This is a genomic window from Paenibacillus faecalis, from assembly GCF_900289175.1.
Lineage (GTDB): Bacteria > Bacillota > Bacilli > Paenibacillales > Paenibacillaceae > Paenibacillus_AQ > Paenibacillus_AQ faecalis.
The window spans coordinates 4,528,474-4,549,793 of record NZ_LT985747.1 but is presented as its reverse complement, the minus strand read 5'-3'; the positions used below and the strand labels follow the sequence as shown (position 1 = coordinate 4,549,793).

The following is a 21,320-nucleotide window of genomic DNA, read 5'->3' as shown; positions in this document are numbered from 1 at the left end:
CGATCAGTAGTTGAAAAATCTTCTTAAGAAAGTGGGGCAACATGTAAATGAAAGCTACTGGAATCGTCCGCCGTATAGATGACCTCGGGCGCGTGGTCATCCCAAAAGAAATTAGACGCACACTGCGAATCCGTGAAGGAGATCCGCTTGAGATTTTCGTTGACCGGGATGGGGAAGTAATACTAAAAAAATATTCTCCAATCGGTGAATTAGGTGACTTCGCCAAGGAGTACGCCGAATCTTTATACGAAAGCACAAGCCATATTACGATTATTTCCGATCGTGATACCTTTATCGCTGTAGCCGGGGGTTCCAAGAAAGAATATTTGGACAAGCCAATCGGCAATCTGCTTGAAAATTGTATGGAAAACCGTAAGACTGTGTTGGAAGAGAATAAAGGTACGTATGAGATCAGTAAAGATTCGCCTGAGGAATTTTCCAGCTTTGTAGCGGCTCCGATCGTTACAGGGGGAGATCCAATCGGCTGCGTATTGCTTCTTAGCAAAGATGAATCGGTTACGATGGGCCAAATGGAAGTGAAGATGGCAGAGACAGCCGCTGCATTTCTTGGCAAGCAAATGGAGCAATAAAGCTTTGCTCCTTTCCGTATAAAGCTATTTCTTACTCCCGCTGATCTTCGGGCCCTGTGCGTCCGAACATCAACGGGAGTTTTTTTCCGCAAATCCAAGGTTCGCGAAGTCGGAAGAAAAGTGTATTTTTGAGTCCGTGCTCTCATTCCGGTTATAATGGGGTATCAATGTTACCTGTTAAACGGGATAAGGCAAGGAATGGTTACACAATGAAACCTACGGAATCAGGGTCAAGGCTTCTTCAAGGGGCGTTTATTCTTAGTACAGCAACGATCATCTCCAAGCTGGTTGGAACACTGCAAAAAATACCGCTGCAAAATATGGGCGGCGATGCCGTCTTCGGCATTTATAATACGATATATCCGATATACATGATGATCATTACGATCGCCGTAGCCGGTTTTCCGGCTGCTTTATCCAAGTACGTGGCTGAATATGAGGCAGCGGGGCGGCTGGATGAGAGTCGGAGAATGCTTCGAATTTCGACGGCTGCGCTTGTTTTGTTCGGGTTGGTCTTGGGGATCGCCATGTATTTTGGCGCTCCACAGATTGGACGGTGGATCGGAGATGATCATGTTGTACCTGCGCTTCGCAGTGCATCCTTGGCTTTGATGTTTGTGCCGTGGATGGCCCTTCTGCGCGGATATTTTCAGGGTCTCCACAATATGGTGCCGACAGCGGTATCACAAATTGTAGAGCAGAGCGTTCGTGTGGCTGTCATGATCGGTTTATTGCTGTATATGACTGGTGTCGGGGCTGGCATTGAGCAAATAGCAGCTGGTGCGCTGTTTGGATCGGCAGCTGGTGGAGCCGCTGGATTAATTGTAATGGTGCTCTACTTTCGTAAACATGCTTCCTCGGTCAGGATGACAAGAGCGCGTAAAGATTCGGGACATGCCCATGTGAACGGCGGGAGTCTTTCAGAACTGCCTGAAGTCCGGGAAGGATACGGTAAGATGCTCCGGCGTATGGTTTTCTATGCCGTACCAATATGCTTAAGCGCGCTTGCTGTACACTTAATCGGTCTTGTAGATACGTTTACGGTGCCGAGGCTGCTGAAAGACGCCGGTCAGCCATTTGAAACCGTGATGGCTGAATTCGGCATATACAATCGGGGCCTTCCGCTGGTACAGCTTGTGACGATGATGGCTACGTCTTTATCGGTACTGTTCATCCCTGCCTTGGCGGAAGCTAAATTTAAAGGTGAAAGACAGCAAGTGGTGAACCAGTGCCGTTTGGCACTGCGCTGGTTCTGGCTGCTAGGTCTGGCAGCATCTGTAGGGCTTGCTGTGCTGGCTGAACCGATCAATGTTATGCTGTATCAGGACGCTAGAGGCAGCAGCGTGATGCGCTGGATTGCTTTTACGGCAGCCGGGGGCACGGTTAGTATTATCTCGGCAGCGCTTTTGCAAGGCATTGGCATCGTGAGGGCTCCAGCGGTTCACTTGCTGGCGGGAGCTTTGCTCAAGCTGGTGCTTAACCTGCTGCTGGTGCCCCATTGGGGCATTGCCGGCGCAGCTGTTGCCGGCGTGGCCGCGCACTTTACCGCCGCCGCGCTAAACGTGGCCATGCTGCTGCGCACAACCGGCGTCCGGCTTGACGCCGCGAATCTGCTCGCCAAACCCGCGCTCATGCTCGCGGGGATGGCGCTTGCCGCCTGGGGCGCAGCAGGCGCGACCAGCGGCATTCTGACAGCGGCCGGGCTGTCCTCCGGCCGTCTGATCGCCACGGCCGCAAGCCTGGCAGGTGTTGCGGCCGGAGCCGGCGCCTTTCTGGCGGGCGCCGCGCTGACGAAGCTCCTTACAGAGGAGGAGCTTCGCATGCTGCCGAAGGTCGGCGGACCGCTGGCAGCGATGCTCAAGGCGATGCGCGTGATGCGTTGAGCTTATGCTCACGCACCGCGAAGCGTAAGCTGTGCCCGTCTAAGACGGCAAAGCCGTTTACGCTTGCCTGATCAAAAACATAAAAAAGCAGGCTCATACTTGTCTGTGGTATAGTAATATACGACAAAACGCCCTTTGACGGGGCGAAGCGAAGAGTGGAGGAAGCTTTTATGAGCGCAGCCATTACGGTGGTAGGTCTGGGTTCGGGCAACCCGGACAGACTAACTTTAGGCATTATGAATACATTGCAGCGTGCGGCCAAGGTGTATGTACGCACCTTATCGCATCCGGTTGTAGCGACATTACAAGAACTTGGCGTAACGATGGAGTCATTCGACCCGGTCTATGAGCGCTATGACACCTTTCCGGAGGTTTATGATCACATCGCTTCTGCTTTAATTCAGGCCGCTTTGGCGGAACGAGGCGACATTGAAATCGTCTATGCGGTTCCTGGTCATCCTATGGTTGCGGAGGCGACGGTGAAGCTGCTTCGGGAGCGATGCCCGGAGCAGGACATAAAGCTGAATGTACTTGGTGGCGAAAGCTTCCTTGATGAAGCCTTCGTTCGCCTCGGTTTTGATCCGATTGAAGGCTTTCAGTTGCTGGATGCAGCCGATCTTCGCAGCAGCCTTATTCAGCCGCAGCTTCATACCTTGATCGGTCAGGTCTATGATATGTTTACTGCCTCAGAGGTTAAGCTTGCCCTGATGGAAGTATATCCTGATGAGTACGAAGTTATTGTTGGACATGCCCTTGGCGTGGAAGGTGAAGAGTCTATCGTTCGCATCCCTCTTTATGAGTTGGATCGCATTGAAGGTTACGGAAATCTGTCGCTGGTCTATGTACCCCGAAGCGATGATGATCAGCTTCGTCACCGCAGCTTTGCCCGTCTGCATGAGATCGTTGGCATTCTTCGGAGCCCTGAGGGCTGCCCTTGGGACCGGGAGCAGACTCACGAGTCTATTCGCAAGAATCTGATTGAGGAGACATATGAGGTTCTTGAAACGATCGATGAGGATGATCCGGAGCATATGCAAGAAGAGCTTGGCGATTTACTTCTCCAAATTATGCTGCATTCGCAGATGGAAGAGGAGCTTGGTACATTTACCGTCTATGATGTCATTCAGGGATTGAATGATAAGCTCATTTTTCGACATCCCCATGTTTTCGGCAAAAACTCGGCTGAAGATGCGGAGACAGCTTTACAACATTGGGAGCAGATGAAAGCTGAAGAAAAGCGGCGTAAGGGCCTTGATCCTGAAGAAGCATCCGCGCTGGATGGCGTCCCTCGTGATCTGCCTGCTTTGATGAAAGCTTACAAGCTGCAAAAGAAAGCTGCTAAAGTCGGCTTTGATTGGGATGATATCAACGGCGTGTTTGAAAAAATTGAGGAAGAGCTTCGGGAGCTGCGTGAAGCGGTAGCTGAAGGGAAGGCGCTGGATGAACAGGCTCTTGAGCTTGGCGATTTACTGTTTGCCGTAAGCAATGCCGCCCGATTTATCAAGGCCGATCCCGAAGAGGCTTTGTCGAGAACGAACCGGAAGTTTGTGACAAGGTTTCGGTATATCGAAGAGCAGCTGAGAGCACAGGGCAAGACCGTGCATGACAGCTCGCTCGAAGAGATGGAAGCCTTGTGGCAATCCGCCAAACTCTCTTCAAAATCTAGGGAAGAATAAGTTTGGTAGAAGACATGGGAAAAGTTGCAAAAACAACACTTTTTTCACGTGAAAATAAAAAAATCAATGATGGCGGCAGGAATCCAGAATTTAATCCAGAATATCCAAGTTAGGTAAATCACGGCTTATGCTGTAGATCTACTGTTAGTAATATTCGAATATTTATTTTTCTGAACATTGGGAGGATTTAATTTATGAACAAAACAGATTTGATTAACAACATTTCTAGCAAAAGCGGATTGACTAAAAAAGACGTAGAAAACGTTCTGAACGGCTTCCTTGGAGAAATTACAGAAGCTCTTGCTAATGGCGAGAAAGTGCAACTGATTGGCTTTGGTACATTTGAAACCCGTAAACGCGCAGGCCGTACAGGTCGCAACCCGCAAACAGGCAACGTTATCGAGATTCCTGAATCCAACGTTCCTGCATTCAAAGCAGGCAACAAACTTAAAGAAGCTGTAAAATAAATGCGTCTCGATAAATTCCTTAAAGTATCAAGGTTAATTAAGCGGCGTACTGTAGCGAAGGATGTATCGGAGCAAGGACGGGTGTTGATCAACGGCAGAGAGGCCAAGCCAAGCAGCGCCGTAAAGGTAGGCGATGAGCTAACGGTACAATTTGGCCAGAAGCTCGTCACCGTCCGCGTCGAGCGTCTTGCTGAAACGACCCGTAAAGATGAGGCGTCAAGCCTTTATACCTTGGTCAGGGAAGAACCGATCGCTAAAGATAACGGGTTGAATTGGTAGGATCAATCTGCTTGAAATAAAGCATTCTCTCACATTGGTGAGAGGGTGCTTTTTAAGTTTGAATTCAACTTTTTCTAGAAAAGACGGGTCTTTAGTATTTTTATTATGTTTATTGTGTTTATAAAGATATGGATGCGGTTCTAAAGACAGGCTCCCTCCCATAAGCTATTTTTAAAGGGAGGGGTACATGCCATGATCGACCAAGGGAAGGGTAAACATCACGACCTGCGGATGCAGAACCGTAAGCAGCTCGACATTACCGGTGTTCAAAATGTAGAGAGTTTTGACAGTGAAGAATTTTTGCTGCAGACTGAACTCGGGCATCTAACCATCCGGGGGCAAAATTTACATATTAAAAATCTCAGCCTGGAAGAGGGACTGCTGTCTATTGAAGGTTTGGTGCATTCCCTCATTTACCTGAATCCCGGTTCCCAGGCAAAAAATAAAAGCCTCCTCGGCAAGCTTTTTAAATGAGTCCGCATGTTCAATGGATAACGCTGCTCTGGATGCTCTTTTCCGGAGCAGCTATGGGACTGGCCTATGACAGCTACCGGGTGCTGGCGGGCCAGCTTCGTTTTCCCAGATGGTCGCAGCATGTGCTCGACCTTATATACTGGATAGCAGCTGCGCTGTTTATATTTCGGATGCTCTATGTTAACAACTACGGTCAGCTGCGTTTTTATGTGTTTGTGGGCATTATTTTAGGGGTTTGGATCTATTTTTTATTATGGAGTGTTATAACTAGACGTTTTGTGGTAATGTTAATTCAGGTGGCAAAACGCTTGCTGTCGACTTTAATGACAATGTTTCGCATGCTGCTTTGGAATCCGATCAAAGGTATCCTGAACCTGTTGAAAGGTTTGTTTAAGGTTTTATGGAAATTGATCATGTTCCTTTTGCGCATAGTATTGCGATGCTTGTTGCCTTTTTGGAGTCTTCTGAAATGGATGCTAGGACCTGTTACATCTCGTCTTCGGATGCCGGTATGGGTCAAGAGATTCACGGACAAGGTTATTAAGGCGTGGAAACGCTGGTTTTAGGAGGAATGAGTCATGGGAAGATTTGCTGAACAATCGAAGCAGGCTCCCCAAAAGACAGTAAAGAACAAAGGCGCAATTCGGCGTAGAAGAATATATATGACGATGATGACGCTGTTTTTGATCTGGGCAGGTTCATCGCTTTGGACTCAAAATGTTCAAATCCAAAACCAGAGTGCAACGCTGGCAGAGAAACGCTCAGAGCAGAAGGCTGTAGAAGAGGTATGGAACGAGCTAAGTATTGAGGTCGAACGATTGCAGGACCCTGAATATATCGGTCAGATCGCGAGGAAGAAGTTCGGACTTTATCCGCCAAATGAAGTTCCGATTATTCCGCCGCAGCAATCAGGCGAATAATGCTAGCGAAGCCATGACATACGTCTGTTGACCTCTTTTGGGTCATTATCGTATAATCAAATCACCACAGCAAGATTTAAGAAAATCAGCTGTATATTTTTAAGGGAGGATCATTTTATTCTATGGCAATTGAAGTGGGCACCAAGTTAGAGGGCAAGGTGACAGGCATAACGCATTTTGGAGCATTTGTGGATCTGTCAGGAGGTGTCACGGGTCTCGTTCACATCTCGGAGATCGCCGACAACTACGTTAAGGATGTCAACGATCACTTGAAGATCAACGATGTCGTCACCGTGAAGGTGATTAATGTCGACAAGGACGGCAAGATCGGCCTATCGATCAAGCAAGCTGTTGACAAGCCGGCTTCCGAAAGTCGTTCAAGACCGGAGCGTAGTGGAGAACGATTCGGAGGTGGCGGTGGAGGATATAACCGTGATCGCGGCGGACGCCCGTTTAAGCCTGCGGCCAATAAGCCTTCATTTGAGGATAAAATGTTACGCTTCTTGAAAGATAGTGAAGAACGAATTTCTTCGCTTAAGAAGAATACAGAGGGCAAACGCGGCGGACGCGGAGCCAAACGGATGTAATTCGATAAATATAGAAAGTTACCGCAGAGGGAAATTACCTTCTGCGGTTTTTTTGTCGTGCAGGTGCAAGGGACGACAGGTTCCTACGCGATTTACGCTATGAAAACACCAATGAATTCATGTTAGGCGCCCCAATTCGGGAATCACATCGCCTATTTATGCGAATGGCGGCTCCGCATAAAAGGGAATACACCAAGGGCTCAGCCTGCCTCTCCCTAGTTTTCGCGGGGGGCGGGCTTTTTTGTCGGAAATTTCTTTTTGGCATGTCCGGTGTTCTGACAAACTTTCCCGGTTCATGGCTTTATAATAAGGCCAATAAATTCGTGAGAATGGGGTGCCAGGGTGATGGAAAAAAGAAACGTAGTTATGTTTCCGGGGACAGAGTCGGCAAAAGGAGGAGCGGGAGCTATTCGTGCTCGCTTGGCAGAACGGATTGGGCAAATTTCCTTCGTGAAGCGACCCATCGAACTGCTGGCCACGAAAAAATGGTTGATTTTGCTGACGTTTATGGGATTTTTATTAGGAAAAGCTACGATACTGAATGAGTTATCGCCATTCGCAGCTGCTTATTTTGCAGTGATTGCATTTATGCGCAGAGATTATCTGCTTCCAGTGGGTATTGCAGTCGTGGCAGGAAGCTTGTTTTCAACAGGACCTTCTATGTTTATGGTTCCAGCGGAGCTGATCTTGTTTTATTTTATGCTTAGAGGGCTTGAGACGTATGAACGGGCGGAACTGTCTTACGCACCGATGATGGTGTTTGTGTCTACCTTCGTCGTTAACTTGTTTGCTCTGCTGGTTGGTCCGTCAATGACCTGGTACGGGATGATGATGATGACACTGGATTCACTGCTTGGGTTTGTGCTTACTTTGGTATTTATCCAAGCCATACCGGTGCTAACTTTTCGTAAAAAAAATTATGTACTAAAGAACGAGGAGATTCTCTGCCTGATCATATTGCTCGCCTCCGTGATGACAGGAGCTGTAGGCTGGGTCATTCAGGGGTTATCCGTTGAACATATTTTGTCACGTTATTTAATTCTGTTGTTTGCCTTAGTGGGTGGGGCTCCGTTAGGCGCTTCTGTCGGTGTAGTTACCGGATTAATTCTCAGTTTGGCAGACATCTCGGCATTTGCTCAGATGAGTCTGCTGGCATTTGCAGGTATGCTAGCTGGTATGCTTCGGGAAGGCAAGAAAGGCGGTGTATCGCTTGGAATGCTGCTCGGTGCAACGATTCTATCCATCTATTTTAATAAGCCGAATGAGGTGATGATGTCTACTTGGGAAACCTGCGCAGCGATCGCGCTGTTCTTCATTACACCTAAAGGTGTGATGCAGGCTATTGGCAAATATATTCCTGGAACTCAGGACCATACGAAGTCACAGCATGAATATGCGAAACGTGTTCGGGATTTAACAGCAGAACGGGTTACTCAATTTTCTAAAGTTTTCCGTCAGCTTTCACAAAGCTTTGGACAAACGTCCGGAACGATGCAGCCTCCTGGCAAACAAACGGAGGAAATCAATCATTTTATGGATGAGGTTGCCGAAGGAGCATGCTCTTCCTGCTTTAAACGGAATCATTGCTGGGATGCAAAGTTTTATCAGACCTACAAGTATATGACGGATATGATGACATCGATTGAGGAAAATCCGGAAATTGAAGCCAAGGATTTGCCGCCGGCATGGGATAAGATATGTGGAAAGAAAGAAGAGGTACTGAATGTACTGAAGCAGCAATATCACTTATACCAACATGATATGCAGTGGAAGCGACAAATATTCGATAGCCGTTTATTGGTTGCAGAACAGCTGTCGGGTGTTTCGCAGGTTATGGAGGATTTGGCGCGGGAGATCAAACGGGAAAGTCAGACGATGTACATTCAGGAAGAACAAATTCGTGAGGCGCTGCAACATCTTGGACTATCGATTCAAGGTATTGATATTATCAGCCTGGATTCAGGTCATGTAGAAATTGAGATCATCCATGCTTATACCCGGGGATACGATGAATGCCGAAAAATTATAGCCCCGCTACTTTCGGATATTCTCGGCGAACATATAGCCGTTATGGATGAGATGATGACTCATCCGCGTAATGGGCTTATGACTGTGCGATTTGGTTCAGCCAAGTCTTATGAAATTATAACGGGTGTGGCCGCAGCGGCTAAAGGAGGAGATATGCTGTCAGGAGACAGCTTCAGTACGGTTGAGCTCGGAAACGGCACTTTTGCTGTCGCATTAAGTGATGGAATGGGTAATGGAGAGAGAGCGAGAATGGAGAGCAGCTCGGCACTTAATATTTTGGAGCAATTGCTGCAGTCTGGAATGGATGAGAAGCTGGCGATTAAATCGGTCAACTCGATTTTGATGCTGCGTTCGCCAGATGAAATTTATGCAACAGTCGATATGGCATTGATTGATCAATATTCAGCACAAACTACTTTTATGAAAATAGGTTCAACTCCGAGTTTTATTAAGCGGGGGAATGAAGTTATTCCGATAACGGCAAGCAATTTGCCGATCGGTATTATTCAAGATATCGAGATCGACCTAGTATCTTTGCAGCTTCAGGCAGGAGATGTACTTATTATGATGACGGACGGGATTTACGATGCGCCGGGTTATGCTGTAAACAAGGAGCTGTGGATGAAGCGAATGATACAGGAGGTGGAGAGTACGGACCCTCAGGAAATAGCAGATTGTTTACTAGAGAAGGTAATACGTTATCAGCAAAATCAAATTCATGATGATATGACCGTTGTGGTCGGTCGTGTGGATCATTTCCATCCAGAATGGGCCAATGTTCATGTGCCAGGCTTTGATCGAATGGAACGTCCCCTTACAGTTAGCTGATCAGGTGAACTAAAGAGCTGTTTGATCCGTTTATGTATAGCAAGAAAACTTCAAGGCAGCATTGCCCGGGAAATGGAGGGGGAGTTAGAACAAATCGCTTTAAGAGTATGTCTTCTTTCTTTCGTCTATTCTTTTAAAATTATCGTTTGAACTCTATAAAAAAGGGAATGATAGAGAACAAGTACGATAGTTTATAGAAGTGATGCGGGAGGCGAGTAGAAAATGAAACAAATTTTACTTATTACGGACGGTTGTTCGAATGTGGGTCCAAGCCCGATCATGGCAGCAGCACATGCATTGCAGGACGGGATTATCGTGAATGTTGTCGGTGTGCTTGATTACGGAACGATAGGCGAGCTTGGCAACTTGGAAATTCAAGAGATTGCAAAGGCCGGGGGAGGTATTCATCGGATAGTCGGAACCCGGCAGCTTGCCCAGACGATGCAAATGATGACTCGCAAAACGGTAGTTCAAACGATTCAGCAGGCTGTGAACAAAGAGATCCAGCTGATATTAGGAGAAGGCACCATTGAGGATCTGGCGCCGGAGAAGCGATCACAGGTGGTTGAAGTTGTGGATGAGCTCGCCGAGACCTCACCTTTACAGGTAGCGCTTCTGATTGATACAAGCGCAAGCATGAAGCCAAAGCTTGGCGCCGTTGAAGAGGCTATTCGAGATCTGATGCTCAGCTTAAAAGCACGTGCAGGCACAAGCCGGTTGGCGGTATTTCACTTTCCCGGACGCGGGAGCGGGGAGGATGTCGTCAAGGATGTAGATTGGACGACTGATTTGGACGGTGTAAAAGGATTGTTTCACCGCTTGCAGATGAAGGGTGCTACCCCGACAGGTCCAGCATTATTAAAGGTGATTGATTATTACCGATATGGTACACTAGAAGATAATCAATCATGGCAGGATGATGCCGGCCAAGGGGAAGGGATGCTCGGTGACTACGTTGTCTAAACCCGGATATCCGCCGGGAACCGTAATTACTGGGAAATGGCGGAAGAAAAGGTACATCGTGGAGCGGATGTTAGGCAAAGGGGCTAACGGCCGAGTTTATTTAGTACAGCGACCCGGACACAGGGAGCGCTATGCTTTAAAAGTAGGTTACGATACACTTGATCTTCAGTCGGAGATCAATGTGCTTAAAATGTTAAAAAAGCAGATGTCCGATCATTATCTGGTGGAAGCGGATGATCATCAGGATGACAGCGGAGACGTTCCTTTTTATGTTATGCGTTATATCGAGGGAAGCCAGCTTCAGCGTTTCATACGTGCTCGGGGAATAGAATGGTTGGGTCTTGTAGGGCTTAGGCTGTTACAGAAGCTTTCTGTACTGCATCGATCCGGATTTGTTTTTGGTGATCTTAAACCTGAGAATGTTATGGTTTCCAATTATGGCCATGTGGAGCTAATCGATTACGGTGGTGTTAGTGCAGTCGGCCGGAGCGTGAAGCAGTTTACGGAATGGTACGACAGGGGTTACTGGAATGCCGGAAGTCGTACTGGCGATGAAGCTTATGATTTGTTCTCGTTTGCCGTGATGTGTATCCAGCTATTGGATGAAGGGGTCCTAAGAACGGCCTCGGCACAGTTGCCGCAGCTTCGCAGCGTTTCGGATCTTCAGGCAGCACTGCGAAAGAGCCCGCAGCTTAAACCATACGCCGATTGGCTAAAGAGAGCCCTTGCGGGTGAATTCGCGGGTTCACGGGAAGCGGTGAACCATTGGAAAAGTACGATATATGCTCCATCCCGACCGGATCATAAACAGGGGACAACACCGCTATGGCTTAAAAACTCTTTTATCATGTCACTTATTATTTTAGGTTGCGCTGTTTATTTGTTCCTTCGGACTTGAATGGAAGTTTTGCAGAAGTTTGAAAGAGCACAATGCATACAGCTAGTTTACCGGGTATAAAAAAGGGGACAATGAAATTGGAACAGGATTATTTGAAATCAATCATTGAGAATGTAATGGATGTGGCAGCTGAAAAGGATCTCTGGAATGAAGGCGACACTGTTATTGTGGCTGTTTCAGGGGGCCCGGATTCGGTAGCTCTATTACATGTTCTTCATGAGATTTCAAGTCGGCATATACCGCTCAAGCTAATCTGTGCTCATGTGCATCACGGTTTTCGTCAGGAATCCGACGATGAGGCCATTATGGTCCAAGAGCTTGCTGAGAGTCTAGGTATCCTTGTGGAAACCGCTTATATTGATGTTCCTGCCTATATGAAATCCAGCGGAAAAGGAGGTCAGGAGGCAGCGCGTGACAAAAGATACGAATTCTTATTTGAAACAGCAAGAAAGTATGGGGCAAACTCTATTGCTTTGGCCCATCATGCAGATGATCAAGCAGAGACGGTGCTCATGCGTCTGCTTCGCGGAACTGGTCCGTCTGGCCTTGCCGGTATAAAAATTAAGAGGACTCAAGAAAATGTGGAATTGATTCGACCGTTTCTCCGCATTAACAAGGCGGATTTAATAAAATTATGCGATCAACGCGGTTATTCTTATGCGATCGATTACAGCAACATGCTGACGAAGTATCGGCGTAATGCTGTTCGACTGGAGGTATTTCCTTTCCTGGAGCAATATAATGCTCAGTTTTCTTCCTCACTCACCCAGTTGGCTGAGGTGATCGGTGATGAGGATGATTTTATGGAGCGTTCCACTCAGGATGCTTACCGTTCTTTTGTGAGAAAGATCGATGGAAGGCTGTCTTTTGACGCGCCTTCCTTTTTGGGCTTACATGTCGCTTTACAACGACGTTTGATTAAACTAATATTAAATTATCTGTCGGCAGACCAGGAAAATACGGATTTCATCAAGATCGAGACGGTCCGCCGAAAAATTTTGCAAGATCAAAGGAAAAATTGGCGTTTGGATTTAGGAGCAGGTTTGACCTGTTTCCGTGAATACGAAGAAGTAAGCTTTCGTTCCAAGCCGCCAGCAACTGAGGGGAAATACATATATCAACTGCATTCCCCCGATAGTCCAGAACTGGAATTACCGGAAATTGGAAAGGTCTTGAAGCTTTCGATTGTGGAAGGAAAGGAAATGAGGGACGGTTTCAAGCTGGCCTCAGAAGCAGCTTCATTTGATGCACAGCAACTTCGTTTTCCTCTAACCATTCGCTCCAGGCAGCCCGGAGACAAGATGAAGGTCATGGGATTAAACGGCAGCAAAAAGGTGAAAGATATTCTCATTGATGAGAAAGTCCCTCCTTCTGTTCGTTCTCTCATCCCCATGGTGTGCGACAGCTCAGGCAGCATCGTCTGGATTCCGGGGGTAAGACGCTCTGTTCACGCCGCTGTAGGCCGGCATACAACATGTATTCTCCGCATGGAACTGGTGGATGCGGAAGAATAGTGAAAACGGGAATGGCCCGTTCTAAACATTCATAGTATAAACACGTAGGAGGTTCACTCAAGTTGCAAAATGACATTCAAGAAGTGCTCATCAGCGAAGAAGAACTGCAGGCTAAAATTAAAGAATTAGGGGAAAAACTTAGCGCAGAATATGAGGGACGCAATCCTTTAGTGATTTGTGTTCTCAAAGGTGCGTTTATTTTTATGGCAGATTTGGTTAAAAACATTACGGTACCGATTGAATTGGACTTCATGGCTGTATCGAGCTACGGTGCTTCAACGAAATCATCTGGTGTTGTTAAAATTATTAAAGATTTGGATGAATCTGTTGAAGGCAGAGACGTACTCATTGTCGAAGATATTATTGACAGTGGACTGACGCTCAGCTATTTGATTGACTTGCTTGAGAACCGTAAGGCCAAGTCTATTGCCGTAGTAACTCTGTTTGATAAACCGGCACGCCGGACAGTAGACCTGCAGGCAGACTATACCGGCTTTGTTCTTCCGGATGCGTTTGTTGTAGGTTATGGACTTGATTATGCCGAGCATTACCGGAACCTCCCCTACATCGGGATTTTAAAGCCGGAGATCTACAGCAACTAATTGCTGCGCCGATTGCGCTGTCCATCCCGTATTGTTGAGATGGTCAGACAGGCTGTGGTAAAATATCTAATGTGTCTTTGAGAGGAGGTAGGGGATGAATCGGTTCATCCGGAATTCTGGTTTTTATTTGATTCTATTTTTAGTCGTGGTGGGCATCGTACAATTCGTTACAGATGGAAACGAAGCAGCCGAGACCCCTAGGTATGATGAACTGCGGCAGGAAATCAAGGCCAACAACATAGAAGAAATAACGGCTCAATTTGACGGTTATGCATATCTTGTGACCGGTAAATATAAAACTGCCAAGGAGAATAAGTCTGAGAACTTCTCGACATATATCCCTGCTACAGATGCTGCGATGGAAGAACTCGTTACGGCGAGTGAACAGAACGGCATCAGGTTTACCGTTAAGAAAATGGAAGGTCAGAGTGTCTGGTTGACCCTGTTGTCTTCCTTCATACCGCTCATTATCATGTTCGTTCTGTTCTTCTTCCTGTTTAATCAGGCTCAGGGCGGCGGCGGTAAAGTCATGAACTTTGGCAAGAGCAAAGCCCGTCTGTATAATGAAGAGAAGAAAAAGGTTACGTTTGAGGATGTAGCCGGGGCAGATGAGGAGAAGCAAGAGCTTGTCGAAGTCGTTGACTTCCTGAAAGATCCGCGGAAGTTTAACACTGTAGGTGCTCGTATTCCTAAAGGTGTCTTGCTTGTAGGACCTCCGGGTACCGGTAAAACCCTCCTTGCTCGTGCAGTCGCAGGCGAAGCAGGAGTACCGTTCTTCAGTATTTCAGGTTCAGACTTCGTTGAAATGTTTGTTGGTGTCGGTGCATCCCGTGTTCGTGATTTGTTTGAGAATGCGAAGAAAAATGCGCCTTGTATTATCTTTATTGACGAGATTGACGCAGTTGGTCGTCAGCGTGGCGCCGGACTTGGCGGCGGACATGACGAGCGTGAGCAGACGCTCAACCAATTGCTCGTTGAGATGGACGGATTCGGAGCTAATGAAGGTATCATTATCGTAGCTGCGACAAACCGCCCGGATATTCTCGACCCAGCGCTGCTTCGTCCAGGTCGTTTTGACCGTCAGATTACGGTTGACCGTCCGGATGTGAGGGGCCGCGAAGCGGTGTTGAAAGTACACGCGCGTAACAAGCCGTTGACGAAGGATGTTAAATTGGACATCATTGCAAAACGGACGACTGGATTTACCGGTGCGGACTTGGAGAACCTCTTGAACGAAGCGGCATTGCTTGCTGCACGCCGCAACCGTAAAGATATCTCCATGCGCGAGGTGGATGAAGCGATTGACCGCGTTATCGTAGGTACTGAGAAGCGCAGCCGCGTGATCAGTGACCGTGAGAAGCGCATTGTGGCTTACCACGAAGCAGGTCATACGATCGTTGGTTACTTCCTTGAGCATGCTGATATGGTTCATAAAGTAACGATTATTCCGCGTGGCCGTGCGGGTGGATATGTTATTATGATGCCGAAAGAAGACCGTATGCTGGTTACGAAGCAAGAGCTTCTGGACCGTGTTACCGGTTTGCTTGGCGGCCGTGTAGCGGAGGAACTGTTCATTGGGGAAATTGGAACCGGTGCTTACAGTGACTTCCAGCAAGCTACAGGCATTATCCGCAGCATGATTGTGGAATATGGTATGAGTGAGAAGCTCGGACCGATGCAGTTCGGAACGTCGCAAGGTCAAGTGTTCCTGGGCCGCGATATCGGACACGAGCAGAATTATAGTGACCAGATCGCTTATGAAATCGATCAGGAAATGCAGCGTTTCATTAACGAATGTTATGAGAAGTGTAAAGAGTTGCTGACCAAACATTCCAAAGAGGTTCACTTGATTGCGAACACTCTTCTTGAGAAAGAGACGTTGGAACTGGAGCAGATCAAGCAATTGATTGAAACTGGTGAACTGAGCGAAGATTCAGGTGAAAGCGGTCAGGAGCCATCCGAAAACGGCGAACCGGTTATCGATAACATCGGGGATGTTCGTGTACGGATTCAAGGCAAGGAAGATGACGAGCGTCCAACTTCTGAAGGAGATATTCCGAACAATCCATTGGATCGTCAAGACCAAGACACTAATGATCCGGATGGGAAAACACCTCCAGATGGCTCGGACAACAACAACGGCAGATGATTTTGAAAAAATGCTAAAAACATCGCATAGCGAATAAAAATAAAGAACCGGAGAACGATCATTCGTTTTCCGGTTCTTTTTGTGTTTGTTGTCACATTGACAGTCTTTCGAACCTTGTGTACATTAAGTGATAAACAAAAGGTACTTCTTTTCACAAGGGAAACAAGAGCAAAAGCGTCTGGGAAGATCTGTTTTACCAGCGGCCATGGCCGTAATTCATAAGGGGAGAGGATCGTTTGTGGAAGCTTTGGCGCTAGAGCGTAAAGCGGAGCAAAACCGCGAATTGCGCGAGCGATTAATGGAGTTGAAGAAGGAACGCAATGCTATTATTTTGGCTCATTATTATCAGCGGGATGAAATTCAGGAGGTTGCTGATTTTCGGGGAGATTCTTTCTTACTAGCCCAAAAGGCGGCCCAGACCGATGCGGATGTCATCGTGTTTTGCGGGGTCCACTTCATGGGAGAGAGTGCAAAAATTTTAGCACCGAATAAAACAGTGATTATACCTGATGAACGTGCGGGATGCCCTATGGCTGACATGGTTAATGTCGATGGTCTGCGCAAGCTGAAGGCACAGCACCCGAACGCCAAAGTTGTTACATATATTAACTCTTCTGCTGAAGTTAAGGCAGAGACTGATATTTGCTGCACATCTTCCAATGCGGTAAAGGTGATTCAGTCGCTCGATTCTGATGAAATCATTTGGGTTCCTGATAAAAATCTAGGCCATTATGTTCAGCAGCATACGGACAAGAAGCTTATTATTTGGGAAGGTTATTGCAACACGCATGATATGTTGACCGTCAAAGATGTGATGGAGATGAAAGCCAAGTACCCGAATGCCGAATTTGTGGTTCATCCGGAGTGTCGTCCGGAAGTTGTGGCTATGGGTGATTTTGTAGGCAGCACGACCGCTATTCTGGAGTACTGCAAACAGTCATCATGCCAGGAGTTTATTGTAGGCACGGAAGATGGAACCGGATACCAACTTCGTCTGGATAGCCCAGAGAAAACGTTCCATTTTGCTACCAAATTTCTCGTATGTCCTAATATGAAAGTCAATAATTTAAAAAAGCTGGTCAAATGTCTGGAGACGATGAAACCGCAAATTTATGTGCCGCCGGTCGTCGCGGAAAAAGCCAGAATTTCATTAGAGCGCATGTTACAAGTGAAGTAGCATGCGCTACTCTTCGCTAAAAGACAGGTGAGTCACATGATACCGCAATATTTGATCGATTTTGATCTACAGGATTTAAAAGTCGTTGAAACGGATGTCATCGTCGTGGGTTCCGGTATTGCCGGGTTGTATACAGCGATTGAAGGAAGTGCGGACCGCAAAGTTTTGCTGATCACCAAGAAAACCATTTTGGAGAGTAATACACGGTATGCTCAAGGGGGGATTGCCGCAGTAACAGCGGAAAACGATTCCCCTGTTTACCATCGGCAAGATACCTTGCTTGCCGGAGCAGGACTTTGTTCTTCGTCTGCTGTTGATGTGCTCGTTCATGAAGGACCAGCGGGTGTTCAGGAACTGATTCGGCTTGGTACAACGTTTGATGAGGAAAATGGAGCACTCGCTTTAACGAAGGAGGGAGCGCATAGCCATCGGCGTATTTTGCATGCGAATGGGGACGCGACCGGTTATGAGATTGTTCGGGCACTTTCCAAGCAGGTAGAAATTATTCCGAATGTGACGGTCTGGGACGATCATTTTGTCATTGACCTGATTACCCAGGACAACGAGTGTCTGGGTGTTTTGGTACAAATGCCGGACGGCAGTCTTGTATTTGTGCGAGGACAGGCAACAGTGTTATGCTCTGGAGGGGCAGGACAGCTGTATCGTTATACAACCAACCCGGAGGTTGCTACAGCAGACGGAGTGGCTATGGCTTACCGCGCCGGGGCCCAGATCAGAGATATGGAGTTTATACAGTTTCATCCGACGGCGCTCAGCTATCCGGGAGCACCGAGATTTTTGATTTCGGAGGCCGTTCGCGGTGAAGGAGCCTATCTGAGAAATATAAAAGGCGAACGTTTTATGGAGCGATATCACGAGCTACTTGAGCTTGCACCGCGTGACATCGTTGCCCGGGCCATTGTGAGTGAAATGGAAGATACGGGATCGACATTTGTCTATCTCGATATTACACATGAATCGCCGGAGATGGTGAAGCATCGCTTTCCGACTATATATGAAACATGTATGCGTTATGGTCTTGATTTGACTACGGATTGGATTCCCGTGTCGCCTGCTGCACACTATATGATGGGAGGCGTCAAGACGGACCTGAATGGTGAAACGAGTATTTCTCGGTTGTTTGCTTGCGGGGAAGTATCATCAACCGGTGTGCACGGCGCTAATCGGCTGGCGAGCAATTCACTGTCCGAGGCGTTGGTTTATGGAAGAAGAATCGTGAACCAGATCAGACGGCTGCCAAAGGCGTCCGTAGAGCCGTTATCTTTATCGTTTAGCTGGCAGCGTAAGGAAGCGCCTTGTCAGGCGATCGTTGCCCGGCGCCTTAAACTGCAAAAGGTTATGGTTCGGTATGCCGGTCTGCGCCGCAGCAAAGATACTCTGCTTCGGGCCATGGACGACCTCAACCGCCAGTTGCCGCTGTTTCATTCTGTGCTGTCAAAGCGGGAGGAGTATGAGTTTGCGAATATGCTAACGAGCTCGATGCTGGTTATCCAGGGGGCGCTGTGCCGCGAGGAGAGCCGGGGAGCCCATTACCGTGAGGATTTCCCTCAGCAGGATAATGAAGGCTGGCGCAAACATATTGTCCATGTTCGGGGCCAAGGAATGATGGAGGAATTCAGTGATGATGTTTAATGGATATAACGAGGGCTTGGCAGCTAATATTCGGGCTTGGCTTCAAGAGGATGTCGGATCAGGCGACATCACAACGATGACAACGATCCCGGAAGGGCATGAATCGAGAGCGATTATCCATGCTAAAGAGGCAGGGGTTGTGGCCGGTCTGCCGGTTGCGGAGCTTGTTTTTCGCATTGTAGATCAGAACTTGTCCTTTAAAGCTCTTGTACGCGATGGACAATGGGTGAAGAAGGGAGACGTGTTGGCGGAGGTCGAGGGCAGCACGCACCGAATTTTGACAGGTGAGCGGCTTGCGCTTAATTTACTGCAGCGGCTATCGGGGATTGCTACGAAGACAAGGGCTTTTGTAGATGCCCTTGAGGGGCTGCCCACAAGATTGGTGGATACTCGCAAAACAACGCCTGGTCATCGAATGTTGGAGAAATATGCAGTTCGTATAGGCGGTGGCGCTAATCATCGGTTCGGGTTGCATGATGCGGTCATGATCAAGGATAATCATATTAAAGGGGCTGGGGGTATCACTCCGGCAGTTAGCCGTGCGCGAGCCAATATTCCGCACACGATGAAGATTGAAGTAGAAACAGAAAACTTGGAGCAGGTTGAGGAAGCTGTGACAGCCGGAGCTGATATAGTTATGCTGGATAATATGGACCCGGTGATGATGGCTGAAGCAGTTCGGCGGATTAAAGCCCGCGCACCTCATGTAACGACTGAAGCTTCCGGGAATGTAACACTTGACACCGTACGTACGATAGCGGCATCGGGTGTGGATGTTATTTCTGTAGGACGGCTGACGTATTCCTTTAACAGCTTGGATATCAGCTTAGATTTAAACGCCAAGAAGGGAGGCGGAGCATCATGATTTTAGTTGTGGACGTTGGAAATACAAATATTGTACTTGGTATTTATCAAGGAAAAGAGCTCCTTCATCATTTCCGGATTAGTACCTCACGTCAATCAACGGTAGACGAATATGGTGTATTAATTCATAATCTGTTTCAAATGTCTAAAATTTCGGCAAGTGAAATAGAAGGGGTCATCGTTTCTTCAGTTGTTCCCCCGCTGGTGGGTGTCGTTGAAGAAATGTGTTTTAAGTATATTAAAAAAGCTCCTCTCATTGTGGGCCCGGGAATTAAAACGGGGCTTAACCTCCGTTACGAAAACCCGAGGGAGGTCGGAGCGGATCGCATTGTCAACGCGGTGGCCGCTGTAGAGCAGTATGGGGGCCCGCTCATTGTTGTAGACTTCGGGACAGCTACGACGTTTGACTGTATCGACAGCCAGGGTAATTATTTGGGAGGCGCGATTGTACCTGGAATCGGCATAGCGACAGAAGCGCTCGTCCAGCGGGCTTCCAAGCTTCCTCGAGTTGAGCTGGAGAAGCCTAAAAAGGTGATCGGCCGAAATACGGTTCATGCGATGCAGGCAGGCATTATTTTTGGTTATGCCGGCCAGGTGGACGGGCTTGTAAAACGGATCAAAGCGGAGATGGGTTCAGACAAGGTGAAGGTGATTGCAACCGGAGGATTGGCAGAGCTCATCGCCAGTGAATCAAACTCTATTGACCAGGTTGATGCTATGCTCACATTGGAAGGACTCCGAATCATTTACGAACGTAATTGATTTTGCTGTTCATAAATTTTGGGCATATTCAAACAAATAGACAAGGATAAGAGTTATATATAATAAGGGTCTTTACTAAATTTTCTACAACAAGAGAACAAGGAGGCTGTAAGATGGACAAGCATAAAGACCGTATACTCCGGGGAACGGCGATGGGGGGCAGAGTAAGAGCCTTTGCGGTACGCACGACGAACCTGGTAGAGGATTTACGGCGCAGACATGATACATTTCCCGTCGTAACAGCTGCTTTGGGTCGTACGGTTTCGGCTGCTGCCATGATGGGGTATATGCTGAAAGGGGATGAACGACTCAGTATTCAAGTTCGCGGTGATGGTCCGATCGGGTTGATCGCGGCTGAATCGAATGCACGAGGAGAAGTTCGAGGCTATGTAAACAATCCTCATGTAGAAATGACGAACATTAGACCAGGCAAAATGGACGTGGCTGCAGCCGTTGGAACAACCGGGTATATCCATGTCACCAAAGACCTGGGGCTTAAGGAGCCTTATCGCGGAAGTATACCGATCATATCGGGTGAGCTGGCTGAAGACTTTACGTATTATTTTGCTGTATCAGAGCAGACCAATTCCGCTGTCAGCCTTGGAGTTCTCGTGTCTCCTGATTATACTGTAGCTAACGCAGGCGGATTTATCATTCAGCTGCTACCTGGGGTGACTGATGATGAAATTACGGAGCTGGAGAAAGCATTAAGCGAGATTCCACCAGTGACAACACTGCTTGAGGAAGGACTGGAGCTTGAAGATATTTTACGCCGTATTTTACCTGATGTAAGTATTTTGGAGGAAAGCGAAGTGCATTTTCACTGCGACTGCTCTTATGATCGGGTCGAGCGTGCCTTGATCAGCATGGGCCAGGAAGAACTGGAACAGATGATCCAAGAGGACGGGCAGGCAGAGGTGACCTGCCATTTCTGCAATGAAGTGTATAAATTTAATGAAGACGAGCTAAAATCCGTATTAGAGCGGGCCAAATCTTAAGGTATTGG

Annotated in this window: 20 protein-coding genes; all 20 read left to right on the top strand. The window is 47.6% G+C overall.

Annotated features, from left to right (window positions below; genetic code table 11):
- Positions 1-47: 47 nt before the first annotated feature.
- The 20 genes from spoVT (at position 48) to hslO (ending at position 21,312) form a co-directional block, all read left to right on the top strand.
- Positions 48-590, top strand: a complete 543-nt coding sequence (gene spoVT / locus C8268_RS21285) for a stage V sporulation protein T (RefSeq protein ID WP_106769544.1) — start codon at positions 48-50, stop codon at positions 588-590.
- Between the two features lie 209 nt (positions 591-799).
- The gene (locus tag C8268_RS21280) at positions 800-2,473 is read left to right on the top strand and encodes a putative polysaccharide biosynthesis protein (RefSeq protein WP_106769543.1); all 1,674 of its coding nucleotides are present in this window, start codon (positions 800-802) and stop codon (positions 2,471-2,473) included.
- Between the two features lie 170 nt (positions 2,474-2,643).
- Positions 2,644-4,149, top strand: coding sequence for a bifunctional methyltransferase/pyrophosphohydrolase YabN (gene yabN, locus C8268_RS21275; RefSeq protein ID WP_106769542.1), 1,506 nt, complete (start codon positions 2,644-2,646; stop codon positions 4,147-4,149).
- A 194-nt stretch (positions 4,150-4,343) separates the two neighbouring features.
- Positions 4,344-4,616 (top strand): HU family DNA-binding protein, encoded by a 273-nt coding sequence (locus C8268_RS21270; protein ID WP_106769541.1) that lies wholly within the window; start codon positions 4,344-4,346, stop codon positions 4,614-4,616.
- Entirely contained in the window at positions 4,617-4,895 is a 279-nt protein-coding gene (locus tag C8268_RS21265; protein ID WP_106769540.1) for an RNA-binding S4 domain-containing protein, read from the top strand.
- A 192-nt stretch (positions 4,896-5,087) separates the two neighbouring features.
- A complete protein-coding gene (gene yabP, locus C8268_RS21260; protein WP_106769539.1) occupies positions 5,088-5,369 on the top strand; it encodes a sporulation protein YabP in 282 nt (93 codons plus the stop codon).
- Complete coding sequence (gene yabQ / locus C8268_RS21255) at positions 5,366-5,935, top strand: spore cortex biosynthesis protein YabQ (RefSeq protein WP_106769538.1); 570 nt, start codon at positions 5,366-5,368, stop codon at positions 5,933-5,935. Before yabP ends, yabQ begins: the two co-directional genes overlap by 4 nt.
- Before the next feature lie 12 nt (positions 5,936-5,947).
- Positions 5,948-6,289 carry an FtsB family cell division protein gene (locus C8268_RS21250; RefSeq protein WP_106769537.1) on the top strand — a complete coding sequence of 114 codons (342 nt, stop codon included), beginning with the start codon at positions 5,948-5,950 and terminating at the stop codon, positions 6,287-6,289.
- Positions 6,290-6,411: 122 nt separating this feature from the next.
- Entirely contained in the window at positions 6,412-6,876 is a 465-nt protein-coding gene (locus C8268_RS21245; RefSeq protein WP_106769536.1) for a S1 domain-containing RNA-binding protein, read from the top strand.
- A 345-nt stretch (positions 6,877-7,221) separates the two neighbouring features.
- Complete coding sequence (spoIIE, locus tag C8268_RS21240; protein ID WP_106769535.1) at positions 7,222-9,732, top strand: stage II sporulation protein E; 2,511 nt, start codon at positions 7,222-7,224, stop codon at positions 9,730-9,732.
- Positions 9,733-9,954: 222 nt separating this feature from the next.
- Positions 9,955-10,695 carry a vWA domain-containing protein gene (locus C8268_RS21235; RefSeq protein WP_106769534.1) on the top strand — a complete coding sequence of 247 codons (741 nt, stop codon included), beginning with the start codon at positions 9,955-9,957 and terminating at the stop codon, positions 10,693-10,695.
- Positions 10,679-11,593, top strand: coding sequence for a serine/threonine protein kinase (locus C8268_RS21230; protein ID WP_106769533.1), 915 nt, complete (start codon positions 10,679-10,681; stop codon positions 11,591-11,593). The genes C8268_RS21235 and C8268_RS21230 overlap by 17 nt, the downstream gene beginning before the upstream one ends.
- Positions 11,594-11,670: 77 nt before the next feature.
- Positions 11,671-13,107, top strand: coding sequence for a tRNA lysidine(34) synthetase TilS (gene tilS / locus C8268_RS21225; RefSeq protein WP_106769532.1), 1,437 nt, complete (start codon positions 11,671-11,673; stop codon positions 13,105-13,107).
- Between the two features lie 62 nt (positions 13,108-13,169).
- Complete coding sequence (gene hpt, locus C8268_RS21220) at positions 13,170-13,709, top strand: hypoxanthine phosphoribosyltransferase (protein WP_106769531.1); 540 nt, start codon at positions 13,170-13,172, stop codon at positions 13,707-13,709.
- A gap of 94 nt (positions 13,710-13,803) precedes the next feature.
- Positions 13,804-15,858 carry an ATP-dependent zinc metalloprotease FtsH gene (ftsH, locus tag C8268_RS21215; RefSeq protein WP_106769530.1) on the top strand — a complete coding sequence of 685 codons (2,055 nt, stop codon included), beginning with the start codon at positions 13,804-13,806 and terminating at the stop codon, positions 15,856-15,858.
- Positions 15,859-16,096: 238 nt separating this feature from the next.
- Positions 16,097-17,035, top strand: a complete 939-nt coding sequence (gene nadA / locus C8268_RS21210; RefSeq protein WP_106769529.1) for a quinolinate synthase NadA — start codon at positions 16,097-16,099, stop codon at positions 17,033-17,035.
- A gap of 36 nt (positions 17,036-17,071) precedes the next feature.
- Positions 17,072-18,688 carry an L-aspartate oxidase gene (gene nadB / locus C8268_RS21205; RefSeq protein WP_106769528.1) on the top strand — a complete coding sequence of 539 codons (1,617 nt, stop codon included), beginning with the start codon at positions 17,072-17,074 and terminating at the stop codon, positions 18,686-18,688.
- Positions 18,678-19,553 (top strand): carboxylating nicotinate-nucleotide diphosphorylase, encoded by an 876-nt coding sequence (gene nadC / locus C8268_RS21200; protein WP_106769527.1) that lies wholly within the window; start codon positions 18,678-18,680, stop codon positions 19,551-19,553. Before nadB ends, nadC begins: the two co-directional genes overlap by 11 nt.
- Positions 19,550-20,314, top strand: a complete 765-nt coding sequence (locus C8268_RS21195; protein ID WP_106769526.1) for a type III pantothenate kinase — start codon at positions 19,550-19,552, stop codon at positions 20,312-20,314. Before nadC ends, C8268_RS21195 begins: the two co-directional genes overlap by 4 nt.
- Before the next feature lie 113 nt (positions 20,315-20,427).
- Positions 20,428-21,312 carry an Hsp33 family molecular chaperone HslO gene (gene hslO, locus C8268_RS21190; protein ID WP_106769525.1) on the top strand — a complete coding sequence of 295 codons (885 nt, stop codon included), beginning with the start codon at positions 20,428-20,430 and terminating at the stop codon, positions 21,310-21,312.
- The last annotated feature ends 8 nt before the right edge of the window (positions 21,313-21,320 follow it).

What these genes read in the sequence shown, in the direction of transcription:
- spoVT (WP_106769544.1), top strand. Translation starts at nt 48, where the DNA reads ATGAAAGCTACTGGAATCGTCCGCCGTATAGATGACCTCGGGCGCGTG.
- C8268_RS21280 (WP_106769543.1), top strand. Translation starts at nt 800, where the DNA reads ATGAAACCTACGGAATCAGGGTCAAGGCTTCTTCAAGGGGCGTTTATT.
- yabN (WP_106769542.1), top strand. Translation starts at nt 2,644, where the DNA reads ATGAGCGCAGCCATTACGGTGGTAGGTCTGGGTTCGGGCAACCCGGAC.
- C8268_RS21270 (WP_106769541.1), top strand. Translation starts at nt 4,344, where the DNA reads ATGAACAAAACAGATTTGATTAACAACATTTCTAGCAAAAGCGGATTG.
- C8268_RS21265 (WP_106769540.1), top strand. Translation starts at nt 4,617, where the DNA reads ATGCGTCTCGATAAATTCCTTAAAGTATCAAGGTTAATTAAGCGGCGT.
- yabP (WP_106769539.1), top strand. Translation starts at nt 5,088, where the DNA reads ATGATCGACCAAGGGAAGGGTAAACATCACGACCTGCGGATGCAGAAC.
- yabQ (WP_106769538.1), top strand. Translation starts at nt 5,366, where the DNA reads ATGAGTCCGCATGTTCAATGGATAACGCTGCTCTGGATGCTCTTTTCC.
- C8268_RS21250 (WP_106769537.1), top strand. Translation starts at nt 5,948, where the DNA reads ATGGGAAGATTTGCTGAACAATCGAAGCAGGCTCCCCAAAAGACAGTA.
- C8268_RS21245 (WP_106769536.1), top strand. Translation starts at nt 6,412, where the DNA reads ATGGCAATTGAAGTGGGCACCAAGTTAGAGGGCAAGGTGACAGGCATA.
- spoIIE (WP_106769535.1), top strand. Translation starts at nt 7,222, where the DNA reads ATGGAAAAAAGAAACGTAGTTATGTTTCCGGGGACAGAGTCGGCAAAA.
- C8268_RS21235 (WP_106769534.1), top strand. Translation starts at nt 9,955, where the DNA reads ATGAAACAAATTTTACTTATTACGGACGGTTGTTCGAATGTGGGTCCA.
- ftsH (WP_106769530.1), top strand. Translation starts at nt 13,804, where the DNA reads ATGAATCGGTTCATCCGGAATTCTGGTTTTTATTTGATTCTATTTTTA.
- nadB (WP_106769528.1), top strand. Translation starts at nt 17,072, where the DNA reads ATGATACCGCAATATTTGATCGATTTTGATCTACAGGATTTAAAAGTC.
- nadC (WP_106769527.1), top strand. Translation starts at nt 18,678, where the DNA reads ATGATGTTTAATGGATATAACGAGGGCTTGGCAGCTAATATTCGGGCT.
- C8268_RS21195 (WP_106769526.1), top strand. Translation starts at nt 19,550, where the DNA reads ATGATTTTAGTTGTGGACGTTGGAAATACAAATATTGTACTTGGTATT.
- hslO (WP_106769525.1), top strand. Translation starts at nt 20,428, where the DNA reads ATGGACAAGCATAAAGACCGTATACTCCGGGGAACGGCGATGGGGGGC.